This is a genomic window from Pseudomonas sp. NC02, from assembly GCF_002874965.1.
Lineage (GTDB): Bacteria > Pseudomonadota > Gammaproteobacteria > Pseudomonadales > Pseudomonadaceae > Aquipseudomonas.
Genome location: NZ_CP025624.1, coordinates 2,712,270 through 2,736,315 on the forward strand (window position 1 = coordinate 2,712,270; position 24,046 = coordinate 2,736,315).

Annotated in this window: 9 protein-coding genes; all 9 read left to right on the plus strand. The window is 64.1% G+C overall.

Translation table 11 applies throughout. The features are described 5' to 3' along the window. Positions 1-4: 4 nt before the first annotated feature. Positions 5-952, plus strand: a complete 948-nt coding sequence (gene gspK / locus C0058_RS12905; RefSeq protein WP_158660285.1) for a type II secretion system minor pseudopilin GspK — start codon at positions 5-7, stop codon at positions 950-952. Continuing rightward, entirely contained in the window at positions 949-2,061 is a 1,113-nt protein-coding gene (gene gspL, locus C0058_RS12910) for a type II secretion system protein GspL (RefSeq protein WP_102368736.1), read from the plus strand. Before gspK ends, gspL begins: the two co-directional genes overlap by 4 nt. Then, the gene (gspM, locus tag C0058_RS12915; protein WP_003218654.1) at positions 2,054-2,578 is read left to right on the plus strand and encodes a type II secretion system protein GspM; all 525 of its coding nucleotides are present in this window, start codon (positions 2,054-2,056) and stop codon (positions 2,576-2,578) included. The genes gspL and gspM overlap by 8 nt, the downstream gene beginning before the upstream one ends. Then, entirely contained in the window at positions 2,575-4,884 is a 2,310-nt protein-coding gene (gspD, locus tag C0058_RS12920) for a type II secretion system secretin GspD (RefSeq protein ID WP_003218652.1), read from the plus strand. The genes gspM and gspD overlap by 4 nt, the downstream gene beginning before the upstream one ends. An 841-nt stretch (positions 4,885-5,725) precedes the next feature. Continuing rightward, positions 5,726-7,144 (plus strand): type II secretion system ATPase GspE, encoded by a 1,419-nt coding sequence (gene gspE, locus C0058_RS12930; protein WP_008432561.1) that lies wholly within the window; start codon positions 5,726-5,728, stop codon positions 7,142-7,144. Beyond that, entirely contained in the window at positions 7,144-8,355 is a 1,212-nt protein-coding gene (gspF, locus tag C0058_RS12935) for a type II secretion system inner membrane protein GspF (RefSeq protein WP_008432563.1), read from the plus strand. The genes gspE and gspF overlap by 1 nt, the downstream gene beginning before the upstream one ends. 318 nt (positions 8,356-8,673) lie before the next feature. Beyond that, a complete protein-coding gene (locus C0058_RS12940; RefSeq protein WP_371316509.1) occupies positions 8,674-9,615 on the plus strand; it encodes an IS110 family transposase in 942 nt (313 codons plus the stop codon). A 400-nt stretch (positions 9,616-10,015) separates the two neighbouring features. Beyond that, on the plus strand, positions 10,016-11,179 hold the full coding sequence (locus C0058_RS12945) for a substrate-binding domain-containing protein (RefSeq protein WP_003210472.1): 1,164 nt from the start codon (positions 10,016-10,018) through the stop codon (positions 11,177-11,179). A 201-nt stretch (positions 11,180-11,380) separates the two neighbouring features. After that, positions 11,381-23,944 carry a filamentous hemagglutinin family protein gene (locus C0058_RS12950; RefSeq protein ID WP_102368737.1) on the plus strand — a complete coding sequence of 4,188 codons (12,564 nt, stop codon included), beginning with the start codon at positions 11,381-11,383 and terminating at the stop codon, positions 23,942-23,944. The last annotated feature ends 102 nt before the right edge of the window (positions 23,945-24,046 follow it).

A 24,046-nucleotide genomic window follows, 5' to 3' on the forward strand; every position in this document is an offset into this window, starting at 1 on the left:
GGCGATGAACAGCCATTCGCCTACAGCGGCGAAGCAGCGCGGCATGGCGATTATCAGCGCCTTGCTGATCGCGGCCGTGGTCGCGGTGATTGCCGGCGCCATGCTCACCCGGCAAACCGTGTTCACCCGAAGCCTGGAAGCTGAACAACTGCGTATCCAGGGCCAATGGTTGTTGAATGGCGGTCTGGAAACCAGTCGCCAGCTCCTGTGGGACGCGCGCCGCCAGGACGTGTTGACCCGGCTCGATCAACCGTGGGCACGGCCCCTCGGCGGTGCTTTCGAGGGGCGGATTGAGGATGAGCAGGGCAAGTTCAACCTGCGCAATCTGGTGACCCAACAACACCCGGACGCCGGGCAATTGCAGAGCTTCGAACGCCTGTGCCAGTTGATCGGCATCGAGCCGGCCGTGAGTCGCCGCATCAGCCGGCGAGTGATCGACTCATACGACCAGCGCGAGCTCGGCGCCTCACTTACCGGCGGCTTCAACAGCAGCCGGGATACCTCGCCCGGTGCCGCTGCGCCATTGATCCCGGCCAAGTACCCGATGTTGCGCAGCCTCACCGACCTCAGCGGTATCGAAGGCCTCGACCCGCGCCAACTGCGGCGCATGGCGAGCTATGTCAGCGTGCTGCCCGGCAATACCTGGGTCAACGGCAATACCGCCAGCGCCGAGGTACTCAGCAGCGTGGTGCCGGGGCTCAGCCTGTCCCAGGCCCAGGCACTGGTGGCCGAGCGCGACGGCGGGCGCTGGTTTGTCAATCGCGGGGATTTCGTCAACCGGTTGCGCATGCCACAAGTCGCGGTGGACACGGTGCAGGTGGGGATCACCAGCGAGTGGTTTCGCGTGCACGGCCAGGCGCGCCGCGAGCAGCGTCGGGTCACGCTGGAGGCGTTGCTGTATCGCCCCGAAGACCGTCAGCCCCAGGTGATCTGGTCGCGGGTGGGCGTATGAAGCGTTTGCGCATCGGCTTGCCGCCGCTGGATGAACTCACCACCGAGAGCCAGGTGCAGTTCGCCTGGCTGGACCGCGCCGGGCAGGTCAGCCAGCAGGGCGAGGGCCGCATGGCGCAATGGGCGAATACCCAGGCGGAGTGTTTTCTGCATCCACGGGACAGCTTGCTGACCAGCCTGGAGCTGCCGCAATTGCCCTCCGCCAAGGTCGACGATGCAGTGACCTGTGCGGCCCAGGCATTGATCCTCGGCCCGCTGGAGTTGATGCATGTGGCCCACGGTCCACGTGACAGCAGCGGCCTGGTGCAGGTCGGCTGGTTGCCCAAAAGCAGCCTTGAGCACCTGGGCCGGATAACGACCCAGCTGAAAATCAAAGTGCGTGGCCTGTACCCGGCGCCCTACGCGTTGCCGGTCAGCGGGCCAGCGAGCGCGACCTTCTGCGACGGGCATTTGCTACTGCGCCATAGCCTGCAGCAGGGCGCGGTACACCCTCTGGGGCAGCAGGCGCTGGATGATCTGCTCGCCACTGGTGTCGATGTGCTCCATGTGGCCGACGATGCCCGTTGGAGCGGTACCGCGCCGGGCTGGGGTTTGCACGGTCGGCTCCAGCAGGCGGCAACCGGTGGCTGGGGCAGGGCGGCGGCCTGCACGGCGCTGGCGGTCGCCATCTGGGCCCTGGGCCTGAACCTCTACGCCGCCCGCCAGGTCGACGAAGGCCAACGCCTCAAGGCGCAGATGAGCCAGCAAGTACGTCAGGCCTTCCCCGAACTGCCGGTGATTCTCAACCCGCTGCAACAAGCCCGTCAGCAACTGGCCGCACGCCAGAGCGGCGCGGCGGCCGAACCTGGGCAGCGCTTTACCGGCTTGCTGGCGCTGGCGGGCAGCAGCCTGCCGTCCATGGCGGGCAGCGTCGAGAGCTTGAGCTACGAGCAAGGCCGCCTGCAGCTGAGCCTGCTGCCGGACGCCCGGACCCCGGCGCTGGCCGCTGACGCGCAGGCGCTGCTGGCCCAGGCCGGGTTCAGCGCCAGTCGCGACGACCAGGGCTGGACAGTCGGCCCGCTTACCGAGCGCGTTGAAGCCGATGCAGACGATGAGGCCGAAGATGAATAAGCGTTGGCAGCTTCTGCGCAGCCAGGCCCAGGTGTTCTGGAACGGCCTGGCCATGCGTGAAAAACGTCTGTTGGTGGGTGCCGGCCTGGTGCTGGCGGGCCTGCTGACCTGGTTGCTGTTGATCCAGCCACCGCTGAAGAAAATCGACTACTGGCAAGCCGAAACCCCGAAACTGCGCAGCCAGGCCGAGGCCTTGCAGGTGCTGCTGCAAGGCGTCGCCCCAGCCCCGCGCAGCAGTGACCTGGAAACCGCCTTGCACCAGTCCCTCGACAACGCCGGGCTGCAGGGCCGCTATCAATTGCAGCCGCAGGACACCGGCAGCTGGCGCCTGACCTTCGACGACGCCCCGGCGGACGCGGTGATCGACTGGCTGCTGGCCAACCCCCGGCCGTTCTCCCTGGAAGTCTCTGCGGCCCGCCTGCAACGCGCAGGCGAGGCCACCCCTTCAAACTCGGCCGGCACTTTGTCCGGGACCGTTCGCATGGATCAGGCGCCTGGCGCTAAGGAAGCTTCATGAAGTGGTCATTACCCAACGCTGCGCCTTATCGCAAGGTCGCCCCTTTGCTCTTGTTGGCGCTGGGAGCGTGCAGCAACCCCCAATCCTCCGCGCCGTTGCTGGTGGACAGCGAGCTTGGCCAACCCCTGGCCGACACCCGGCGCAGCGGCGACACACCACTGGACCGCCAGCGCGAAACCGTGCCGCCACCCCGGGTGCAACACCCGGTGACCAACAGCGCCCGCAGCCATGGCGCCGCACCGGCCAGGGCGCGCAACCCGCTGGGTGATCAACCGGTACAACTGAACTTCGTCGACGCCGATATCCAGGCGGTGGTGCGCGCCTTGTCTCGCGCCACCGGCCAGCAATTCCTGGTGGACCCGCGTGTCAAAGGCAACCTCACGTTGGTCAGCGAAGGCCAGGTACCGGCGCACCAGGCCTACGACATGCTGCTGGCGGCGCTGCGTATGCAGGGCTTCAGCGTGGTCGACGTAGGCGGCGTGGCCCAGGTGGTGCCGGAGGCGGACGCCAAGCTGCTGGGCGGGCCGATCTACAGCGGCGCCAACCCGGGCGGGCAGGGCATGCAGACCCGCACCTTCCGCCTGCAATACGAAAACGCGGTGAACCTGATCCCGGTACTGCGCCCCATCGTGTCGCCGAACAACCCGATCAACGCCTACCCCGGCAACAACAGTATCGTGATCACCGACTACGCGGAAAACCTGGCGCGGGTGGCACAGATCATCGACGGCATCGACACCCCGAGCGCCATCGACACCGACGTGGTGAAGGTGCAGAACGGCATCGCCGTGGACATCGCCGCCATGGTCTCGGAACTCCTCGAAACCCAGGGCGCCGACCAGACCCAGAAGATCAACGTGATCGGCGACCCGCGCTCCAACTCCATCATCATCCGCGCCGGCAGCCCGGAGCGCACGGAACTGGCGCGCAACCTGATCTACAAGCTCGACAACGCCCAGAGCAACCCGAGCAATATGCACGTGGTGTACCTGCGCAACGCCCAGGCCGGCAAGTTGGCGCAGTCGCTGCGGGGCTTGCTGACCGGCGAGAGCGACACCGGTTCCAGTGACAATGCCCGCGGCAAGTTGAGCAGCATGGGCGGCAACACCCAGGGTGGCCAGGGCAGTACCCAGAACAGCAGCGGCACTCCCACCGGCAGCGGCACTGTCCAGCCCAGTGGTTACGGGCAGGACACCAGCAGCACCGGAGCCTCTTCCCCTACCGACCAGAACACCGCGTTCAGCGCCGGTGGCGTGACGATCCAGGCGGACGCCACCACCAACACCTTGCTGATCTCGGCGCCGGACCCGCTGTATCGCAACCTGCGGGAGGTGATCGACATGCTTGACCAGCGTCGCGCCCAGGTGGTGATCGAGAGTTTGATCGTCGAAGTGGGCGAGGACGATGCCAGCGAGTTCGGGGTGCAGTGGCAGGCGGGCAACCTGGGCGGGAAGGGTGGCTTTGGTGGGGTGAACCTGGGGGGCAGCGGCTTGAATGGAACCCCCACCAGCAAGACCAGCATTGATGTGTTGCCCAAGGGTTTGAACATCGGGCTGGTGAATGGCTCGGTGGACATTCCGGGGATTGGCAAGGTGCTGGACCTCAAGGTGCTGGCCCGGGCATTGAAGAGCAAGGGCGGGACCAATGTGTTGTCGACGCCGAACCTGCTGACCCTGGATAACGAGGCGGCGAGTATTTTTGTGGGGCAGACGATTCCGTTTGTCACCGGCAGTTATGTGACGGGCGGCGGCGGCACGAGCAATAACCCGTTCCAGACGGTGCAGCGCGAGGAAGTGGGGCTGAAGCTGAACGTGCGGCCGCAGATTTCCGAGGGGGGGACGGTGAAGCTGGATATTTATCAGGAGGTCAGCAGCGTCGACACGCGGGCTTCGGTGGATGCCGGGACGGTGACGAACAAGCGGGCGATTGATACGAGTATTTTGCTGGATGACGGGCAGATCATGGTACTTGGCGGGCTGTTGCAGGATGGGTATAGCCAGAGCAATGACGCGGTGCCCTGGTTGTCGGATATTCCGGGGTTGGGGGCGCTGTTCAGGAATGAAAAGCGCAGTGTGACGAAGACTAATTTGATGGTGTTTTTGCGGCCCTACATTATTCGTGACGGTGGGGCGGGGCGCAGTATTACGCTGAATCGCTATGAGTTTATGCGCAGGGCCCAGGGTGGGTTGCAGCCGGAGCATAGTTGGGCGATGCCGGATGTGCAGGCGCCGCAGTTGCCTTCGGTGGATAAGGCGATTCCCGGGGGGCAGGGGGTTAGGGCGGTGATTCGGGCGGTGCCGCGGTGATTTGGGGTTTGGATGGGGGGCATATCCGTTGCTGCGGTAACGGCCACCTATGGTTCCGCTCTTACAGCGGGTCACTTTTGGCAAACGCCCCAAAAGTAACCAAAAGGTCTTTGCCCCACCACTCGGTGCCTCGCCTAGGCTCGGCATGCCCGCACTCCGGCCCGGTTCCGCGGGCCGCCGCGACGGGCCATCCATGGCCCGGCGCGGCTAAACCGGCATCCTTGCCGGTTTACCCGCTCCACCGTGCCTGCTTGCGGCCATCGTGGTTGACGGGGCCTGCAGATCAAAATCAAAAGCAAGAGCACGGCGGCCTGAAAGCCGACCTGAGTGTTAAAAGCCAAATCAAAAACCAGAGGGAAAGCAGAGCTGCTTTTTTGTAGGAGCTGGCTTGCCGGCGATGCAGACACCTCGGTGCATCAGGTACACCCAGTTGATGCCATCGCCGGCAAGCCAGCTCCTACAGTGGACCGTGCCCGCTTTAGCTTTTGATTTTGCTTTTAACACTCAAGCCGGCCGGTAGGCCGCTGTGCTCTTGCTTTTGATCTTGATTTTGATCTTGGGCGCCCCGTTAAACCACGCTGGCCGAACGCAGGCTTTGGAGCGTGGGTAACCCGGCAGGACGCCGGGTTAGCCGTCCTGGGCCAAGGATGGCCCATGACGGCGGCCCACGGTCCAAAGCCGGAGTGAGGGCACTCCGAGCCTAAGCGAGGCACCGAGTGGTGGGGCAAGAGCGTTTTGCTTACTTTTGCGCTGTTCAAAAGTGAGCCGCTGTAAGAGCGGAACCAATACAAGCCGTAACCGAAGGAATGGATATGTACTCAACCAAACGAAGCCCAAAAGCATGAGCCTCCTGCCTTACGCCTGGGCCAAATCCCAACGTATCCTCCTTCACCCGGGAACCCAGGGCCCGACGCTGACCATCTGCCCCTCGACCCCCGGCTGGTCCATCAGCGAGGTCTACCGCCAGTTCGGCCAAACCCACCTGATCCAGGTGCGCGACGACGAACTCGACGGCCTCCTGGCCACTGCCTACGCCGACACCGGCAGCGCCGCCGCCGTCGTGGGCGCCGCCGAAAACGAAGTCGACCTCGACCGCCTCATGCAAGACATCCCCGAAATCACCGACCTGCTCGACACCCAGGACGGCGCCCCGGTGATCCGCATGATCAACGCCTTGCTCACCCAGGCCGCCCGCGACGAAGCCAGCGACATCCACATCGAACCCTACGAAACCCACTCCGTGGTGCGCTACCGCGTCGACGGCACGCTGCGTGACGTGGTGTCCCCGCGCAAGGCCCTGCACGGCGCCTTGGTCTCACGCATCAAGATCATGGCCCAACTCGATATCGCCGAAAAACGCCTGCCCCAGGACGGCCGCATTGCCCTGCGCGTGGCCGGTCGCCCCATTGATATCCGCGTCTCCACCGTGCCCACCGGCCATGGCGAGCGCGTAGTGATGCGCCTGCTGGACAAACAAGCCGGCCGCCTGCAGCTGGAAACCCTCGGCATGGACCCCGCCGTCCTGGCCAAACTCGACACCCTGATCCGCCAACCCCACGGCATCGTGCTGGTCACCGGTCCCACCGGCAGCGGCAAGACCACCAGCCTCTACGCCGCCCTGGCCCGGCTGGATGCGAGCACCAGCAATATCCTGACCGTCGAAGACCCGGTGGAATACGACCTGCCGGGCATCAGCCAGATCCAGGTCAACGCCAAGATCGACATGACCTTCGCCCTGGCCCTGCGGGCAATCCTGCGCCAGGATCCGGACATCATCATGATCGGCGAAATCCGCGACCTGGAGACCGCACAAATTGCCGTCCAGGCCTCGCTCACGGGCCACTTGGTGCTCGCCACCCTGCACACCAACGACGCCGTCTCGGCGGTCAACCGCTTGATCGACATGGGCGTCGAACCGTTCCTGCTGGCCTCGTCACTGCTCGGCGTATTGGCCCAGCGCCTGGTGCGTCGGCTGTGCCCGCACTGCAAGCAGGAAGACCCGGCCGCGCCCGGCACCTGGCGGCCTGTCGGGTGCGCGCAGTGCAACCAGATCGGTTACAGCGGGCGTACCGGTATCCATGAATTGTTCTGCATCGACGACGAGCTGCGCGGGCTGATCCACCAGGGCGCCGGCGAGCAGGCCTTGAAAGCCGCCGCACGCCGGGCCGGCATGTTCAGCATGCGTGAAGATGGCGAACGCTGGGTACGCAGCGGCGCCACCGCCCCCGAAGAAATCCTGCGCGTAACACGGGACGCCTGATGAACCGATACCGCTACGAAGCCGCCGACGCCAGCGGCAAGCTGGAGTCCGGGCACCTTGAGGCAGACAGCCAGAGCGGCGCGTTTGCCCACCTGCGCAGCCGTGGCCTGACGGCCTTGCGGGTGCAGGTCGAGAACAACAACGAGCGTGCCGGCGGTGGCGGCCGGTTCAGCGCCAAACTCTCGGACAATGACCTGGCCTGGGCCACGCGCCAGCTGGCGAGCCTGCTCGGTGCGAGCCTGCCACTGGAGGCCGCGTTGAGCGCCACGGTGGAGCAAGCCGAGAAAAAACACATTGCCCAGACCTTGAGCGCGGTGCGCGCCGATGTGCGCAGCGGCATGCGCCTGGCCGATGCGTTGGCCGCGCGGCCCCGGGACTTTCCGTCGATCTATCGGGCGCTGATCGCGGCGGGGGAGGAGTCCGGCGACCTGGCCCAGGTCATGGAGCGCCTCGCCGACTACATCGAGGAGCGCAATAACCTGCGGGGCAAGATCCTCACGGCGTTTATCTACCCGGGCGTGGTGGGGCTGGTGTCCATCGGCATTGTGATTTTCCTGCTCAGCTACGTGGTGCCGCAGGTGGTCAGTGCGTTTTCCCAGGCTCGCCAGGACCTGCCGGGGCTGACGTTGGCGATGCTCAATGCGAGTGACTTTATCCGCGCCTGGGGCTGGCTGTGTTTTGCCGGGATCGTGGGTGGTTTCTGGAGCTGGCGCCTGTACCTGCGCAACCCCGTGGCACGGTTGAGCTGGCACAGCCGGGTGTTGCGCCTGCCGTTGATCGGGCGTTTTGTACTGGGCCTCAACACCGCGCGGTTTGCCTCGACCCTGGCGATTCTCGGCGGGGCGGGCGTGCCGTTGTTGCGCGCCCTGGAAGCGGCGCGCCAGACCTTGTCCAACGACCGCCTGAGCCAGTGTGTCAGCGACGCGACGGCCAAGGTGCGCGAGGGCGTCAACCTGGCTCCTGCGCTGGCGGTGGAAAAGGTCTTTCCGCCCGTGCTGATCCACCTGATCGCCAGCGGCGAAAAAACCGGCTCGCTGCCGCCGATGCTCGAACGCGCGGCGCAAACCCTGTCGCGGGATATCGAGCGTCGGGCGATGGGCATGACGGCGTTGCTTGAGCCACTGATGATCGTGGTGATGGGCGCCGTGGTGTTGGTCATCGTCATGGCCGTGCTGCTGCCGATCATCGAAATCAACCAACTGGTGACCTGACTGCTGACGAAACACGATCAAAAATGTGGGAGCGGGCTTGCTCGCGAAAGCGGTGTGTCAGTCAACACATGTCGCGCCTGATCCACCGCTTTCGCGAGTAAGCCCGCTTGTATGCTAGGACTTGAAGGGAGGAGGAGGGACAAAGCCCGATTCTGACTGTTGGCGCAGTACAGACCGTGGGAGATTTCGCCCCTCCTCCTTTCACCCAAGCGCCGATAAAGAATGCATCTGGCTATGACCGACGATAGGAACAAGCCTGCGCCTCTGGGTGAGCCCTTCAAGTGCTCAAAACCATAGCCCGGAGGAAGTCCCATGGCAATGCCAGTTCCTGTCTCAAAGCCGATCGTTGGCGTCGATGTTGCTAAAAATGAGCTGGTGATTTACCACGCCGAACTCGATCTGCTGGAAGTAATCCCGAACAACAAAACCGCCATTAAAAAATGGCTGAAGGCCCTACCGGGCACCGTGGCAGTTGCGATTGAAGCTACCAACATCTATCACTTGGAGTTCGCTGATCTCGCCTATGAAGCTGGCTGCGTGATCTACATGGTGGGTGGATATGAGCTCAGCCATTATCGTAAAGGTGTGAATATCCGGGCTAAAACCGACGCCCAGGATGCCAAATTGCTCGCTCGCTATTTAAAAAACGAAGCCGATGAACTTCGTCCCTGGACGCCGCCATCTCCTCTGTATCGCCAGCTTTTGAGTCTTTTCCGCCGCCGGGCGGCGCTGGTCCAGGCACGCGTCAGCCTGACTCAAAGCTGGGCGAATGAGCCGTTACTGAAGGCCTCTTTTACCGAGCAGGTGAAGTCGATGCAAAAGCTAGAAGGCCTGATTGAAAAGATGATCGGTGATCGCCTGAAAGAAGCTGGACTGTCGGATCAGCTAAAGCGTTGCTTGAAAGTTGAAGGTATCGGTTTTTTGACTGGAGCCCGCTTGGTTACTAGCTTTCAACGAGGTGATTTTAGAAACGCAGACGCTTTCATCGCCTTCTTGGGCATGGATTTACGCGTTTCTAAGTCAGGACAGAAAGATAATCGTCGTAGCTTGAGCAAACGTGGCGACTCAGAAGCTCGGCGTCTTTTGCACAACGCAGCGATGGCAGCTAGCCGAACGGCTGCATGGAAGGAGTTTTATCAAGCGCAACGGGCGCGGGGTTACAGCACCACTCAGGTGCTGGTAATGCTGGCCCGCAAGCTTGCTCGAGTGGTATTTGCCTTGCTAAAAGGACAAAGCGAATACCAACCAAAGGTTGGTTGAGGGTTGCCCCTCAACCATAGAATCTCCCACATTTTAACTGCGTTTCTTCAAGACTATTTTCGCGCGCCCGACACGCGGGTCCCAACCTCGGGTTCCTCATTCTGTCATCTGCCCAACCCCACCACATGGCCCGTAACGCCTCCAGCCCGGTCCTCGAAGTCCGCGCTGAAACCTCGCTGTCACCTCACCCCCAAATCGCTCAAAAGTGTGACCAAAACACCCGAGAATCTTTTTAAAAATCAAGCCGTTCCTCCCGAGGTTTTTTCCTTTAGCTGTCATCGGATGCTGCGAAATTTCATACCCATGGCCTCACCCCTGGGTACCCCCCGGAACACAGCCCGGGACCGAAGCCATAGCGTCATCTACCCCAACGTACAAACACGACGAAAGGAGCTTCTTCATGTTTAAGCGCAACGTTCTCGCGGTATCCATGACCCTCGCTGCACTGTGCTCGGCCCAGGCTGCCATGGCAGACATCAACGGCGGCGGCGCCACCCTGCCACAACCGCTGTACCAGACCTCCGGCGTATTGACCGCCGGTTTCGCCCCGTACATCGGCGTGGGCAGCGGCAAGGGCAAACTGGCGTTCCTGAACAACGACTACAGCCAGTTCGGCACCGGCACCAAGAACGTTCACTGGGCGGGCAGCGACTCGAAGCTGACCTCGACTGAACTGTCCACCTACGCCTCCACCAAACAAGCGACCTGGGGCAAGCTGATTCAAGTGCCTTCGGTCGCCACTTCGGTTGCCATTCCATTCAACAAGGCCGGTACCAACGCAGTTGACCTGAGCGTTGATCAACTGTGCGGCGTGTTCTCGGGCCGCATCACCACCTGGAACCAACTCCCGGCTACCGGTCGCACCGGTAACATCGTGGTGGTTTACCGTAACGAAGCCAGTGGCACCACCGAGCTGTTCACCCGTTTCCTGGCGGCCAAGTGCGTCAATGAGTCCAAGAAATTTGTGGTCACCACCAACTTCGCGGACAGCTTCGGCGTGCCTCCAGGCGCCGTGCCTGCCGTGACCAGCCAAGGCGTGATGACCGCACTGAACGCCGGTGATGGTCGCATCACCTACATGAGCCCGGACTATGCCGCGCCTACCTTGGCTGGCCTGGATGACGCCACCAAAGTGGCCAAGGTCGCCGGTGTTTCTCCAGCCCCTGATAACGTTTCCGCCGCCATCGCCGCTGTGCCCGTACCGGCTGCTGCCAACGTCGCCAACCAGAACGCCTGGGTACCGGTGTTTGCTGCCGCCGCCGATGCCAACGATCCAAGCGTCGTGCCTTACCCAAGCAGCGGTTATCCGATCCTGGGCTTCACCAACCTGATCTTCAGCCAGTGCTACGCCGACGCCACCCAGACCTCGCAAGTGCGTGCGTTCTTCACCCGTCACTTCGGTGCCAGCGCCTTGAACAGCAACGACAACGCGATCAAGGCCAACCGCTTCGTGCCACTGCCAGCTGCCTGGAAAGCCGCGATCACCAGCAACTTCGTTACCGCAACCAGCGCGCTGAGCATCGGCAAGTCTGATGTCTGCAACGCCATCGGTCGTCCGCTGTAACCCACGCTTTTACCGACCGGCAACACCCGATCAGCAACGGCCTGTGCCGTTGCTGATTTTTGCGTTTGCGGCTCGGCTATCAGCCTTACATGAACTTTCCATGACAGAAGTTCAGTCCCGCCCCTCGCCAACCGCCTAACTCCCATACGTGACGCACGTCGCCAGTTCCCCATGGGCAATAACAAAGAAGGAAGCTTCCTGATGGTCCGCTGCAAACCACCGGTCAACCTGAATGCCCAAGGCCCTGGCGGCCAGACGATCCTGCGCCTCAAACCCCTGGCCCAGGCGATTGCCTTGTTCATGGTGGCAGGCAGCGCCCACGCGGCGACAGCGTTCAGCTCCGGCTGGTTTGCCGACAAGGGTGCCTCCCAGGCGGCGACAGCGGCCCGCCTCAACGGGGCGCAGGTGCCGGGGATTCCGTCGTTGAATCAGCAGGCGCGGGCGAACCAGCAGTTGTCACGTTCCATCAGCACGCTCAACAACAGTGTCGCGGCGATTGCGGCCCAGCAGGCCGCCCAGGCCGCTGGCCGGCAAGCGGCGCTCGGCCAGGTCTCGACGATTCCCGACGGCCTCGGCAAGGGCGGCTTGCAGGTGGACAACAGCCTGACCCAGGGCTGGACCAACGCCAAGGGCCCGACCCAGAGCCAGTCCGGTGGCAAGACCACGGTGACCATCGAGCAGACCGCCGACAAGGCGATCCTCAACTGGGAAACCTTCAACGTCGGACGCAACACCACGGTCGATTTCCAGCAGCAATCGAATTGGGCCGTGCTCAACCGTGTCAACGACCCCAACGCGCGCCCCAGCGAAATCCAGGGCCAGATCAACGCCCCTGGCACAGTGATGATCATGAACCGCAACGGGGTGATCTTCAGCGGCAGCAGCCAGGTCAATGTGCGCAACCTGGTGGCGGCCGCCGCCACCATCACCGATGACCAATTCACCCAACGCGGGATCTATGTGGATGCCAACGGCACCCAGCCGACTTTCACCGACGCGGCGGGCAAGGTCGAGGTGCAGCGCGGCGCGTTGATCCAGACTCACAACCCGGCCACCTCTACCGACGCCGGTGGCTACGCCCTGCTGCTCGGCTCGGAGGTCGAGAACGCCGGCAGCATCATCACCGCCAGGGGCCAGGCCACCCTGGCCGCCGGCGACAGTTTTTATATCCGCAAGGGCGTCGGCACCACCGGCAACGACCGCTCCACCACCCGTGGCAATGAAGTGGCCACCAGCCTCAAGGCCGGCAGCACGTCGGGCAAGGTCAGCAACAGCGGCCTGATCATGGCGTCGACCGGCGACATCACCCTCACCGGGCACCAGGTGCAGCAGAACGGCGTGGCCCTGGCCAGCACCTCGGTGGATACCCGCGGCACGATTCACTTGCTCAACGCCGCCAGCGACACCAGCGCCAGCGTGACCCTGGGCGAGGGCAGCACCACGGCGATCCTGCTGGACGCCAGCGGCAGCACCGCCCTCAACAGCCAGAAGGACAACGGCCTGATCAAGCTCGACGGCTTGCCTGCCAACCTGATCACCGGCCAGTTCAACAACCTCAGCGCGGTGGCCGACCGCACTGACCAGTCGCGGATCGAGATCGTCAGCGGCGGCACTGTGGATTTGCGCAAAGGCTCGATCACCCTGGCCACCGGCGGCCAGGTGGCGGTCAGTGCCGGCCAGCGCAGCCTGGTGCGTGACGGCGCGATGATCGACGTGTCCGGCGCGATTGGCGTCAAGGTGGCGATGGAAGCCAACAACATCAAGATCAACGTGCAAGGCAACGAACAGCGCGACGCGCCCGCCAACCGTGACGGCGGGCAATTGATCAACAATGACGTGTGGGTCGACCTGCGGGACCTGGTGTTCGTCCCGGCCGGCACCAACGGCTATGCGACGGACCGCTGGTACACCGCCGGCGGGCTGCTGGAAGTCGGCGGTTACCTGGGCACCCAGGGCCACTCGGTCGGCGAGTGGATGGCCCAGGGCGGCACTGTGACGTTCACCGGCAAGGACGTGGTGACCCAGCAGGGGGCCCAGGTCAATCTGTCGGGCGGCACCGTCGATGTGCAGGCCGGCTACATCCGCCAGACCTGGCTCAAGGGGCCTGACGGCCAGCTCTATGAGCTGTCGAAAGCCCCCGGGGACATTCTCTACGCGGGGATCTACAAGGGCTTTGAAGACACCAGCGTCCGCTGGGGCCGCAGCGATTTCTACTACAACCCGCTGGTGGCCCAGCAAAGCCGCTACGAGGCGGGCTACACCGTGGGCCGCGACGCCGGCAAGCTGGTGGTGGGCACCACCAACGCGGTGCTGGAAGGCCAGTTGATCAGCGATGTATTCCAGGGCGATCGCCAGACCCAGGCACCGAATATCAACCTTGATGGTTATCAGCAGTCACAGCAGGCCATGGCCCAGCGGGCGCAGTTGATCATTGGCCAGTACACGCCGGTGTACAACAAGGCCACCGGCACCTTGCGCTACGCCTTGACCCCGACCATCGACCAGGTGCTGATCGAGGGCAGCACGCAAAAAATCGCCGACGGCCTGGACCTGGCCACTGCGCTGCCGACCGAACGCCAGGGCAAACTGGTGCTCGACAGTGACCAGCTCAATGGCTACCGATTGGGCGCGATCAAGGTCGGCGCAAAGCAGCAGATTGACGTCAATGGCGCACTCAAGGTGGCTGACGGCGGCGACATCACCCTGTTCGGCCCCGTGGTTTCAGTCAATGCCAACCTCACGGCCCACGGCGGCAGCATCAACGCGGGCAACCTGCTGAATCAGGTCGACCTCAATCGCTCCAATGTCGTTGGCGATGTGATTCTGCCGGGCATCGGCCGGCTCGATGTGGCCGCCGGAGTCAAGCTGGACAGTTCCGGGCGCTGGAATAATCTGGCGCTGGACCCTTCGGCCACTGACGGGGTGGCGTATATCAACGGTGGCAAGGTGTCGTTGCGCAGCTCCGGCGACGTGAACCTCGCGGCGGGCAGCCTGGTGGAAACGTCCTCCGGGGCGACCATCGGCCTGGATGGCAAAGTCCGGGGCGGCAAGGGCGGCGACGTGACCGTGGGCGCACTGGGGGCTTTGGACCTGGGCGCCGAGATTCGCGGCTATGGCGTCAGCGCAGGCGGCACCCTGACCTTGCAGGCCAACAAGGTGCAGATCGGCCAGAGCCCGCAGGCGCCGGATGCCAAGACCTTGCAGTTGGCCGGGGATTTTTTCAACAAGGGTTTTTCGGCCTATGACATTACCGGCAACGAAGGATTGCTGGTCGCCGATGGTACTCAGGTGGATGTGAACGTGCCGGCCTACCGGCTCTCGGAGCAGGCCGCCACGACGCCGGGCGGCGGCGCTGCGGCCAGCGTGATGGAGCGCTGGACCCCGCCGCTTTACCAGGAAGACGCGAGCAAGGGCGTACTCGGCCAACGCCGTGGCGCCAGCCTGACCCTTTCCGCCGGCCACCTGGAGTCGCCTGCCGAGCAACTGCCGACAACCGCGCTGGTGGTCGGCAAGGGCGCGGTGATCAGCGTCGACCCGGGCCAGTCGATCAACCTGCGCAGCATCGGCCAACTGACGGTCGACGGCACGCTCAATGCCTGGGGTGGCAGCGTCAACCTGAACGGCCTGACCACGCGCGCGTTCGAGCCGGCCAACGCGGTTGGCCACGGCCGCTCCATCTGGCTGGGTGAAAACGCACTGATCGATGTCGCCGCCCGGGCCGCGACCGCCGTGGACAATCGCGGGAGCCAATACGGGTTGGTCCGTGACGGCGGCAAGATCAGCATCGGTGGCGAGATCAACCTGAGCACCGGCACGGTCACTGCCAGCGACCTGTTTGTGGTGGTACGCGAGGGCGCCCGGCTGGACGCGTCGGGCACGCAAGCGGTATTGGATGTGCCGGGACAGGGCGCAACCCGGGTGGCCAGCAATGGCGGCAGCATCAGCCTGGCGTCCAACAATGGCTTGTACCTGGACGGCAGTCTGGTAGCCCGGGCCGGCGGTGCCGGCGCAGCGGGCGGCAGCCTGAACGTAGCGCTGGACAGCCCGTATTACACCAAGAGCAGTGTCACGGATCGCGTGCTGAAGGTGCGTGAATTGGTGCTCGGCCAGACCCATCAGGCCCACACGCTCGCCGGCACCGCCGCCGACGCGGCCGACAGCCTGGAATACGGCCACGCTCGCCTGGGCGTCGACCAGGTCAGTGCGGGCGGCTTCGACAACCTGGCATTGATGAGCAACGGCCTGTTGAGTTTCGACGGCGATGTGTCCTTGAACATGGGCCAGAGCCTGCGCCTGTACAGCGGTGCCTTCAACCTCAGTGAGGGCGCGGCAGCCAATGCCCGGGTGAATCTGTCGGCACCGTCTCTGCTGCTGTCCGGCATGGATTCGCCCGCCCGGGAGTTCTACGTGAACCCGGTGTCGGTGTTGCCGTTACCCTCGCTGCGCGCCACCGAGGCGCAGTTCAATGCCAGCGGCAGCTTGATCGATGTGCGCGGCAGCGTGTTGTTTGGCAGCAAGGGCAAACTGCGCCAGGCCGACGACAGCCTGGTCGGCCTTGAGCGTCGCGGCTTTGATCAGGTCAACCTGACCAGCCAGGGCGATCTGCGCTTCCTGGCGGGTGCGAACCCGGACGGCGTGGCCTTGAGGGTCAGCACCCAGTTATTGACCCAGGGCGACATGACCTTGCGGGCGGCGCAGTTGTATCCGGCCACGGAGGTCGGTGCGCGGGTCATTGCCGGCTACCTGAGCGAATTCAACAGCCTCAACATCACGTTCGACCCGCTGCGCACCCTGACCATTGGCCGTACCGGCAACACGGATGCCGCGGTGCCTTACTCGGCATTCGGGCGCCTGCAACTGGGCGCCGCGACGGTGCGGCAGGGCGGTGTGGTGCTGGCGCCCCTGGGGTTGATCGATATCGGCAGCATGGGCAGCAGCCAGGTGCAATTGCTGCCGGGCAGCGTGACCTCGGTGAGCGGCAGGGGCCTGGTGCTGCCGTATGGCGGCACCCTGGACGGGCAGGTCTATAAGTACAACGGCAAGACCGTGACGTTTGTCGGCCAGGGCGGGCTGGTCAACCAGGACGCGGAACTCAGCGTCGGGGTGATTCTCGGCGGCCAGTCGGTGCAGGTGCAGCCTGAGGCTACCCTGGATCTGTCGGGCGGCGGCGAATTGCTGGGGGCCGGTTTCGTTTCCGGGCGCGGAGGCTCTACGGATGCGCGCTACAGCCCACTGGTGCAGTTTGGTGCCAATGGCGGTTTTGTGTTGCCGGGCCTGGGCACCAACCCGATTTACGCCATCGTGCCCGGGGTGCAGCCTGGCTCGGCGCCGGTGGCACCGGAGAAAGGCGCAGTCGATCCGTTGGTGGGCCAGCAGGTCACCATCGGCGCCGGAGTGCCGGGGCTGCCGGCGGGTACTTATACCCTGATGCCGTCCACCTACGCCTTGATGCCCGGCGCTTTCCGCGTCGAGATCAACGGCCTGGCCGGGCTCGGCAGTGATGCCGCCACCCAGCGCATGCGCAATGGCTCCTGGTCCACCGCCGGGCGCTTGTCCATCGCCAACACCGGGATCGGCAGCAGCGTTGCCAGCCAGTTGATTCTGACCTCGGCCGATACCTTGCGTCGCTATTCCCAATACAACGAAACCAGCTACGCCCAGTTCGCCATGGCCGACGCCGCGAAACAGGGTGTGCCACGCCCGATGCTCGCCGTCGACGCCAAGACCCTGAAACTGGCCTTGCGGCCAGGGGGCGGCGCTGATGCGTTTTCGTTCCAGGGCATAGGCCGTTTTGAGGCCGCGGCGGGTGGCTATGGCGGCGCGGTGGCGGTGATTGATCCAGGCAAGCTTGGTATTGAAGTCGTCGCGGCGGGCAGTTCCGCAACCAGCGGTTTTTCCGGCATTACCTTCAACGATGAGAGCCTCAACGCCTTGGGAGCCTCGCGTTTGATGGTGGGGGGGATGACGGCAGTTACGTATGGCCAGTCCGGGAATTACATCGTCCTGGCTGGCGGTACGAGTCGGGCCAACAGCACCGTCACGCTTCGGGAAGGTGTGACGCTCGCAGCGCCGGAAGTCTTTTTGTTGAGTGACACCAACGCGATCGTCCTGGAGCAGGGCGCATCCATCAACACCATCGGCCGTGGCAAAGCCAGCTACGACGCTCGTGACGGTTTTATCTACAAAGTCACCAATATGCTGGCGGCGTCCAACGGCTTGCTCAATGTCATTGCATTCAATACGACGGTGCCCAGCGGCGGGATCAGCATCGGTGTGTGTGACACGGGCCTGTGCAGCGGGCAAACCGGGCTGTACTCCGAAGGCAGCATCGTGGCGTTGACCAACAATACCTTCCAGTTGGGCGACCAGGTGCGCTACGGCACCCGTCACCTCAACCTGGGGGTCAACACCATTAACCTCGGCAGCGCCCAAGCCCTGGCCGCTGCCGCTGTGGCCAATCAGTTGCCGGCCGGCCTGACACTCACCCAGGCGCTTCTTGATCGCCTGCTCAAAGGTGATTCACAGTTCGGTGCGCCGGCCCTGGAAACCCTGCAGCTCTCGGCGCGGGACAGTTTCAACTTCTACGGCAGTACCTCCCTGGACACCTATGACCCACTGACGGGTAAGTCGCGGCTGAGCAACCTGATGCTCTCCACTCCGGCGATCTACGGTGCCGGTGCCGCTGGCGACGTGGCCAACATTCATACCGCCAACCTGATCTGGCAGGGCGCGACCACCCCACCGGGCTCGGTGATCGCCGGCGGGGCGGGTACTGGCAGCGGGCGCCTGGATATCAACGCCGAGCGTATTGAGTTCGGCTACGGCGCCTTTGCCCAGACCAACACCGTGAGCAGTTTCGATCGCCTGGCCTTGGGCTTTGCCAGCGTGAACCTCAATGCCAGCGATCGCATTACCGCCAACCACAAGGGCAGCCTCTCGGTGTATCAGAGCCAGGGCGCCTATGGCCCGGTGAAGGGCTTCCAGTACAGCGGCGGCGACCTGAATATTCTCACGCCACTGATGACCGGCGAAGCCGGTTCGGTGAACCGCATCACCGCAGGTGGGGCGATTGATATTGCAGCGTCCGCAGGGGCGCGCGGCAAGGCCGACGGCCAGGGCGCCGAACTGTCCCTGCAAGGCGACAGCATTCGCCTGGCCACGGCGGTAGTGCTGCCCAGCGGCAAAGTCAGCCTGGGCGCCCGGGGTGACGTGGTGCTGACGGATGCGGCGTTGATCGACGTGGCCGGCCGCGCCACTGTGTTCAACGATGTGACCCAATACGGCGCGGGCGGCACTGTGCTGCTGGACAGCCGCAGCGGCAACATACTGCAGGCTGCCGGCTCGACCATCGACCTCTCGGCCAAAAACAACCAGGCCGGCAAACTGCGGGCGGTTGCGGTGGACGCAGCGGGCGGTATCGTCGACCTGCAAGGCACGATCCTCGCCGGCAGCAGTGGCTATTACGATGCGGGCGGGACCACGATGCCTTATGAGGCCGGTACCGTGGAAATCCAGGCCCAGCGCCTGGGCAGCAGCGGTTCACTGGACCAGCAGTTCGCCGACCTCAACCAGCGCCTGAATCAAGGCCAGGTGTTCGGCACACGCAGCTTCCAACTCAAGCAGGGCGACTTGACCATCGGCAATGGCCTCAAGGCCGGCACCGTCAACGTCTCCGTGGACAACGGCAGCCTGCGGGTCACCGGCCTGGTGGACGCCAGTGGCGAGCGCGTCGGCAGCATCAACCTGGCCGGCAAGCACGGCCTGACGCTGGACGGCGGCGCGGTACTCGACGCCCATGGCAGCAAGCTGCGGGTGGACAGCTACGGCAAGATCATCGATTCGCCCAACCGGGCCATGGTGGTGCTCGGCTCCGGCACCGGTCAACTGACCCTGGCCGATGGCGCACGCATCGACCTGCGCCACGGCACCGAGGCGGTCCAGGGCAATGACGGGCGCAACCGCGGCACCCTGGAACTGAATGCACCACGGCTGATCAACGTCGATGGCACCAGCAACGACATCAACATCGATGCCCATGGCCGCCTGACGATCCAGGGCGCGCGCTCGATCACCCTCAACGGCATGATCAGCTACGACGATGCGCCACTGGTCACCGACCCGACGGCCAGCGGGCGGCCTTACCAACAGATCGACCAGGCCTACCTGGATGGCAAGCATGTGCTGAGCACGGCCTTTATCAACGGTGCATTGCTCAACCAGAACCTGCTGCAAAACAAACTCGCCGGGCTTAACAATGCAACCTACGCCGATGCGTTCCACCTGCGCCCGGGCGTGGAAATCGTCAGCAAGACCGCGGACGGTGACCTGGTGGTGCAGGGCGATCTGGACCTGTCCGGCTACCGCTACGCCAGCCTCAACCCCAACAGCCAGAAAACCTCGGTGTATGGCTCCGGTGAGTCGGGCAGCCTGACCCTGCGCGCCGGTGGCGACCTGAACATTTACGGCAGCATCAACGACGGTTTTGCGCCGCCACCGCAGACCGTCGATGACAAGGGCTGGGTGTTGTTGCCGGGCATCGACTTTACCGGGGGCACGATCATCGTACCGGGTAACGGCATCACCCTGGCGGACGGCACGACCTTCCCGGCGGGCACCGTGCTCAACTACGACCTGCCGATCAAGGCCGTGGGCGTGGCCGCCGGAACGCGCTTGCCGACCCGGGCGACGCTGAACCAGGACCTGACGCTGCCTGCCGGTACGGTACTGGCCGCAGCGGTGTTCGACAGCGCGGGCAATGTGCTGTTTGCCGCAGGCACGTTATTGAGCCAGGCACACACCCTGGCGGCCGGCTCACAGCTGGACGCCGGCAGCCTGCTGACCCAGGACACCCGGCTCGGGGCGCTGACCTGGCCCAAAGGGGTGCCGTTGCCGACGAACTACGAGGCGCTTAACCCGACGCAAAACCACGTGACCCTCAATGGCGACATACCGCTGCCGCGCGGCGCGTTGATTCCTTCCGGCACCAACGTCAAGTTGCCGGGCGGGGCTGAGTCGGTGGCGTTGCGCCCGGAAGTGGCGGGGCGCCAGGGCAAGCTGTGGGCCCTCTCGCCGATGCTGGCCGAAGGTTCGCAATCCTGGTCGCTGCGGTTGGTTGCAGGTGCAGACACCGAGGCGGCCGACAGCCGCATCCTGCAAGCCCATCCGCGCAGCGGCGACCTGCGTTTGGCTGACAGCCACTACGGCATGTTTGCCAAGGAGATGCCCGCCAAGGGCAAGTTGACCTGGACCGCCTTCGCGGTGGAGGACTTTGCGGCCAATGGGGTGGTGGTCAAGGAAGGCGACCCGATCGACCAAAAGATCCTCGATGATTTCGGGCTGGGTTCGATTGATGATTTCTGTGGAGGCAATCCGGCGTACTGCGCCGTGAAAGTTGGCTATGTCTGGACCGAATTCGGCGCCAAGGACCTGGCGGACAACGGGATTATCGTCACCGTCGGAACGCCGATCGAGCAAAGCATCCTGGACCAGTTCGGTATCCCGTCCATCGATGAGTTCTGTGCAAGCTCGCCCGCCTACTGCCAGGCCCAAAGCGGCAAAGAGTATGCGGCGACCCCCTCCAGCAGCCGTTTCAGTGTGATTCGCACCGGTACGGGCGACCTCGAACTGCTCAGCGCCGGCGACTTGAGCATGGACTCCCTGTACGGGGTCTACACCGCCGGTACATCGTCCACTGCAACCGGTGCCAGTGACCCCTACAACCAGCCCAAGGCGCTGAACAGCGCGAAGACGGCGCTGAACGATACCAACAGTTATTTTGAACAGTTCGTCAACGGCTCATCTGACAGCCTGTACCGTGCCTGGTACCCGGAGGCAGGGGGGAATTTGAGCGTGAACGTGGGGGGCAACCTGACGGGGAATATCCTGGGAGGCGTCTTCAACCCAAGTCGGCCCAACCCCCTGGATAACGGCATCGACTCCGCCGATGTGGCCAACTGGCTGTGGCGCCAGGGCAGCGGCACGGTGAACACCGGCGGGCAGGCGCAGCCGACGGCCTGGTGGATCAATTTCGGTAGCTATACCGCCAACGCCTCCAAGGCTGATGCGTTCGTCGGGTTTACCGGTTTCGGCACCCTCGGCGGCGGTGACGTGGATGTACAGGTAGGCGGGGATGCCGGTGTGCTTCGGCGCATGGACGGCAACCCAATGTCGGCCTCTGCCAACCCGCGCAGCCAGGGGCTGGTGCTGGCGGTCGGCAGTACCGGGCGGGTTGCCGGTGATGGCAGCCTGCAGTTGACGGGCGGTGGTGATCTGCGGGTGCGTATCGGTGGCGCCCTGAACCCTGGCAGCGTGGTTGATGTAAACGATCAGAACGGCCAGTTGGTGAATATCCGGGGCAATGTCCAACTGCAAAGTGCGACCACGGGCCGGATCGACCTGACCTACGGCAGCAACAGCTCTGAGCAGAGCCCGGGCGAAACCCGCGCATTCGATCCGTTCCAGGCGACCCGTGGTCGGGCAGTGGGGGGTATCACCCTGGTGCCGGGGGATGCCACATTCAACCTGACGACATTGGGTGACCTGGTGCTGCAGCAAGTGATTGACCCGGGCCGTGTCGTCCTGCTGAACAACTCATCGTTTACCCGTGGCGGGACGAGTGGGACCGGCGAAAGTTGGTTCTCGTTGTGGACCGGTCACACGGCAATCGACCTGTTTTCAGCGGGGGGCAACGTGACGCCATCTGTCTCCGCCGCAGCGTCCGACCTGGCAACTGTCTACCCATCGATCGTTCGAGCGACGGCGGCTGGCGGCAGTATTTATTACGGTAACGCCGTCCTGGGGTACCAAGCCGATACGAGTCCGATAAATGCCTTGGTGCTCGCCCCCGGTGCCAGCAGCCAGTTGCAATTCCTGGCCCATGACTCGATTTATGCGGGCGGTATGTTTGTCACGCCTTCCGGGGCCGACCCCAGCATCATGGCCACACCTTGGCGGCCGGCGTTTGTCGGGACCATTGATGGTCAGGTGGTTGTCGATGGCAACAATCTGTCGGAAAACGGTAGCTCGCCGGGTTCCCTTCCGCGGCCTCTGTTTGCCTTTGGCTCCGCCACGGCGTCGGCAGCCGCTTACGCGCCAACGGAACCGGCGCGGTTCTATGCCTTGACCGGCGATCTGGTGGGGGTCAGCAGCGGCCGGACCCTGACGTTCAATTCTTCCCCCTCGTTTTTGCATTCAGGGCAGACCTGGTACGAGGGTAACGGGCCAGTTTGGATGATGGCGGGGCGAGACATTGTCAGCAGTGGCAGCCGTTTTAATACGGCCCCTGGTGCGGTCAGCGAGCAGTCGACCGGCAACCTGTTCATCCACAACAACCCCACTGACATCTCCATCGTCTCCGCCGGGCGCGACATTCTGTACAGCAACTTCCAGGTTGCCGGTCCTGGCCTGCTGGAAGTGACGGCGGGCGGCAATATCCTGATGTCCGGGCGTGACCCGGCGAAGGGCGGCGAAGTCAGCATCACCAGCCTGGGCCCGGTGGTCGCGGGCGACAACCGCCCTGGCGCAGGCATCGTCATGCAAGCTGGCGTCGGCCCCAACGGCCCGGATTACCGGCGCTTTGTCGAGGCCTACCTGGACCCGGCCAACCTCGTCCAGCCAGGCGAAGCCCTGTCGATCCAGGGCGGCAAGGTCGCCAAGACCTATGAGAACGAACTGGTCACCTGGCTCGCCGAGCGCTTCGGTTTCGTCGGCACCCGCGAGCAGGCCCGCGCGGTTTACGCCGCACTGCCCGCTGAACAGCAACGGGTGTTCGCCCGTGATGTGTACTTCGCCGAACTCAAGGCCGCCGGCCGTGAGTACAACGCGGTGGGCGGTGTGCGCCAGGGCAGCTATGTACGGGGGCGTGCGGCGATTGCCGCGCTGTTCCCGGACAAGGACGTGGCCGGCAACCCGATCACCTACAAGGGCGATATCACGTTGTTCGGCGGCTCCGGTGTACACACCAATTTCGGTGGCTCGATCCAGATGCTCACCCCGGGCGGTGGGCAGACCTTCGGCATCGAAGGCGCGGCACCGCCGTCCACCGCCGGTGTGATCACCCAGGGCGCCGGCGATATCCAGCTGTATTCCATGGGCAGCATCCTGCTGGGCCAGAGCCGCATCATGACCACCTTCGGCGGCTCGATCATGGGCTGGTCCGGCGAGGGCGACATCAACGCCGGTCGCGGTTCCAAGACCACCGTGGTGTACACGCCGCCCAAGCGTGTCTACGACAACTGGGGCAACGTGACCCTGTCGCCGGCGGTGCCGAGCACTGGGGCGGGGATTGCCACCTTGAACCCGATTCCCGAAGTGCCGGCCGGAGACATCGACCTGATCGCCCCGCTGGGCACCATCGATGCGGGTGAGGCGGGGATTCGGGTCTCGGGCAACATCAACATTGCCGCGTTGCGCGTCGTTAATGCCGCCAACATCCAGACCCAGGGCAAGTCGTCCGGGGTGCCGGTGTCGGCGGCGGTAAACACCGGGGCCATGACCTCGGCGAGCGCAGCCGGTGCGGCGGCGTCCCAGGCGGCGGAAGATGCCGCGCGTAGCCAGCAGGCGGCGGCCAAACAGGGCCGGGCGTCGATTGTCACAGTGGAAGTGTTGAGCTTTGGCAGCGAGCCAGTGGAGCACAAGCCGGAGGACGGGCAGAAGACCTCGGGCTACAACCCCAACAGCCCGGTGCAGGTACTCGGCGCCGGACCGTTGAGTGACCAGGCGCGGGCGCGGTTGACGGATGAGGAGCGCCAGCAGATCAGCTTGTAGTTTTAGAAAAGGACCTCTCGTTGTATTTGGGGCGATCATTGATCGCCCCTTTTTTTCGTCTTGGGGGCCCGGCTTTTCCCGGTGGATGGTAGCGTGGTCGAG